This window comes from Microbacterium sp. (assembly GCF_051953575.1).
Lineage (GTDB): Bacteria > Actinomycetota > Actinomycetes > Actinomycetales > Microbacteriaceae > Microbacterium.
This window is the reverse complement of sequence record NZ_JBQCIP010000090.1, coordinates 1-2,841: the sequence shown is the minus strand read 5'-3', so window position 1 is coordinate 2,841 and position 2,841 is coordinate 1. Positions and strand designations below refer to the sequence as shown.

Annotated in this window: 2 protein-coding genes and 1 pseudogene; all 3 read left to right on the top strand. The window is 67.1% G+C overall.

Annotation, left to right across the window (positions count from 1 at the left end; all coding sequences use genetic code 11):
- Positions 1-364, top strand: a pseudogene (locus tag ACTHNQ_RS06310) (Gfo/Idh/MocA family protein); the annotation flags it as partial.
- A 293-nt stretch (positions 365-657) separates the two neighbouring features.
- Positions 658-1,962 carry an ABC transporter substrate-binding protein gene (locus ACTHNQ_RS06305; RefSeq protein WP_440332074.1) on the top strand — a complete coding sequence of 435 codons (1,305 nt, stop codon included), beginning with the start codon at positions 658-660 and terminating at the stop codon, positions 1,960-1,962.
- A 64-nt stretch (positions 1,963-2,026) separates the two neighbouring features.
- A partial coding sequence (locus ACTHNQ_RS06300) for a carbohydrate ABC transporter permease (RefSeq protein WP_440332072.1) occupies positions 2,027-2,841 on the top strand: 815 nt, incomplete at its 3' end.

Below are 2,841 nucleotides of genomic sequence, written 5' to 3'. Positions count from 1 at the left end.
GCGCATCGACACCGAGAAGGCCACGATCACCGTCGACCACCTCTACGGGCACGGACACGAGAACTGGCGCATCACGCCGGCGCCGCACGTGGACCCCGCCGAGGCCGAGGCCTGGGCGCTGCCCGAGACGGAGGAGCGCAGCGGGCACGAGCCGCTGCTGCGCGCGGTGTTCGACGCGCTGCGCAGCGGAGCGCCGCTGCCGCCTGTCGCCGATGCGCCCGCACGCTCGATCGAGATCGTCGCCGCGATCTACGCCTCGGCCGATGCGGACGGCGCCGTCGTGACTCCGGCCGATCTCGCCGCGCATCCGACGCACCGCACGGGGTTCGCCAGCACGGTGATCGACCTGCGAGCCGGACTGTAGACCGCCTCGCGGGGCGCCTGGCAGGCGGCTCCCGCCGACCTTCGAAGCGTTTTCGCCTGATCAGCGCATGCGGCAGACTGGGACCGGACACAGGCGTGTCTGGCATCCCGTTACTGAATCGTTCAAATTTCTGCGCCGGGTATCTTGCGAAACGTTTTTAGACGGGGTACCGTGGCGGGCAAGCGCTTTCCAGCATCGCCCATCCGCACCGAGGGATGCGCTCACCCCGCACACACAGACAACGGAACGTCTGAGCGGAAAGACAGAACACAGACGTTCGAGAGAGGACAAGGATGTTCAGCAAGAAGCGTGCGCTCACCGCCGCGGCGGTCGCCGCAGGCGCCGCCCTGGTACTGGCCGGCTGCGCGTCGAGCGGCAGCGGCGACAGCCCCGACGCCACCCCGACGCTCGACCCGAACGAGAAGGTCACCCTAAACATGTCGTTCTGGGGCAACGACGTCCGTGCCGGCCTGTACGACCAGGTCATCGCCGCGTTCGAGGAGCAATACCCCAACATCACGGTCAACACGTCGTTCCTGGACTTCCCCTCGTACTGGGAGAAGCGCCAGACCGAAGCCGCCGGCGGCGGTCTGCCCGACGTGATGCAGTTCGACTACTCCTACCTGCGCCAGTACTCCGAGAACGGCCTGCTGCTCGAGCTCGACCCCTACCTCGGCAACATCATCGAGACCGACCCGCTGCCGGAGAACATCCTGAGCATCGGCGTCGTGAACGACAAGACGACGGCGATCCCGACCTCCACCAACGCCTGGGGCCTGTTCACCAACCCCAAGCTGCTCGAATCCGTCGGCGTCGACGACTTCGAGGGCGGCAGCTGGGACGACTACACCGAGTGGATGGGCGAGGTCACCGACGCGGGCGGCGGAACCGTCTACGGCGGCAGCGATTACACCGGCCGCATCCAGAACTTCGAGGTGCAGCAGCGCGCGAAGGGCGAGGACCTCTTCACCGACGACGGCAAGGCGAACTTCACCGAGAAGGACCTCAAGGCGTTCTGGGAGCAGGGAGCCCCCATCCGCGACGGCATCGGCGTGCCCGCCCAGAAGGCAGAGGAGCTGAAGCCCCTCGGCGCCTTCGACAGCGCGACCGCCGCGAGCGAGCTCACGTGGGACAACTTCGGCGCCGGATACCTCGCGAACCTCGGCGCGGACTACACCGAGCTGAACCTCGTCGCCCCGCCGGTCACGAAGGAGGGCGCGAAGGACCTCTACCTGAAGCCGTCGATGCTCGAGGCGGTGTCGGCAAAGACCAAGCACCCCGAGGCTGCGGCGACGCTCGTGAACTTCCTCGTCAACTCCCCGGAGTCCGGTGAGATCTTCGGCACCAACCGCGGTCTGCCGGCATCCGAGACGGCCCTCGGCGCTGCGACGCTCGACCCGATCGCGCAGCAGATCAAGGACTACGAGGCGTCGATCGCCGACCGTCTGGGCGACGCCCCGCCCGTCCCGATCAACGGCTACGGGACGCTCGAGCAGAAGTTCCTCGAGATCGGTCAGGAGCTCGGCTACGGCACGATCTCGGTCGACGACGCGGTCTCGCAGTTCTTCTCCGAGATGGACACCGTCCTCAACCAGTGACACCCTGCCGCCGGGCCGGACGCACCGGCCCGGCGGCACCCCCTCCCACCCGAAAGGAGCCGCGGTGAGCACGACAGCGACGAGAGTCATCGTCACCGATCGTCCGGCCAAGCGCGGACTCATCCGCAGCGGCCGACCCGAGAGCAAGTTCCAGCGACCCGGCCAGCGCGCGCGGTCACGCCGCGAGACGGCGGCCGGCTACGCGTTCCTCAGCCCGTGGCTGCTCGGCTTCTTCGGCCTGACCGCCATCCCGATGGTGTACTCGCTGTACCTGTCGTTCACGAAGTACAACATCTTCCAGCCGCCCAAGTGGACGGGTCTCGACAACTACATCCGGCTGTTCACGAACGACCCGGTGTTCATCCAGTCGGCCGAGATCACGCTCGTCTACGTGTTCATCGGCACGCCGATCACGATGGCGGCGGCCCTCGCCGTGGCCATGCTGCTGAACTTCCGCGACCGGGGCTCGGGCTTCTTCCGCTCCGCGTTCTACGCGCCCTCGCTCATCGGCGGCTCGGTCAGCGTGGCGATCGTGTGGCGAGCGATGTTCTCGACCGACGGTCCCGTCGACAACACCCTGTCGTTCTTCGGCATCGACATCGGGGGCTGGATCGGAAACCCCGCCATGATCATGCCGATGATGATCCTGCTGCACGTGTGGCAGTTCGGCTCGACGATGGTGATCTTCCTCGCCGGCCTCAAGCAGATCCCCAAGGAGCTCTACGAGGCGGCCGAGATGGACGGCGCAGGCGCCTGGCGCCGCTTCACCGCCGTGACGATCCCGATGCTCTCGCCCGTGATCTTCTTCAACCTGCTGCTGGGCCTCATCGGCGCCTTCCAGGTGTTCACGTCGGCGTACATCATCTCCAACGGCACCGG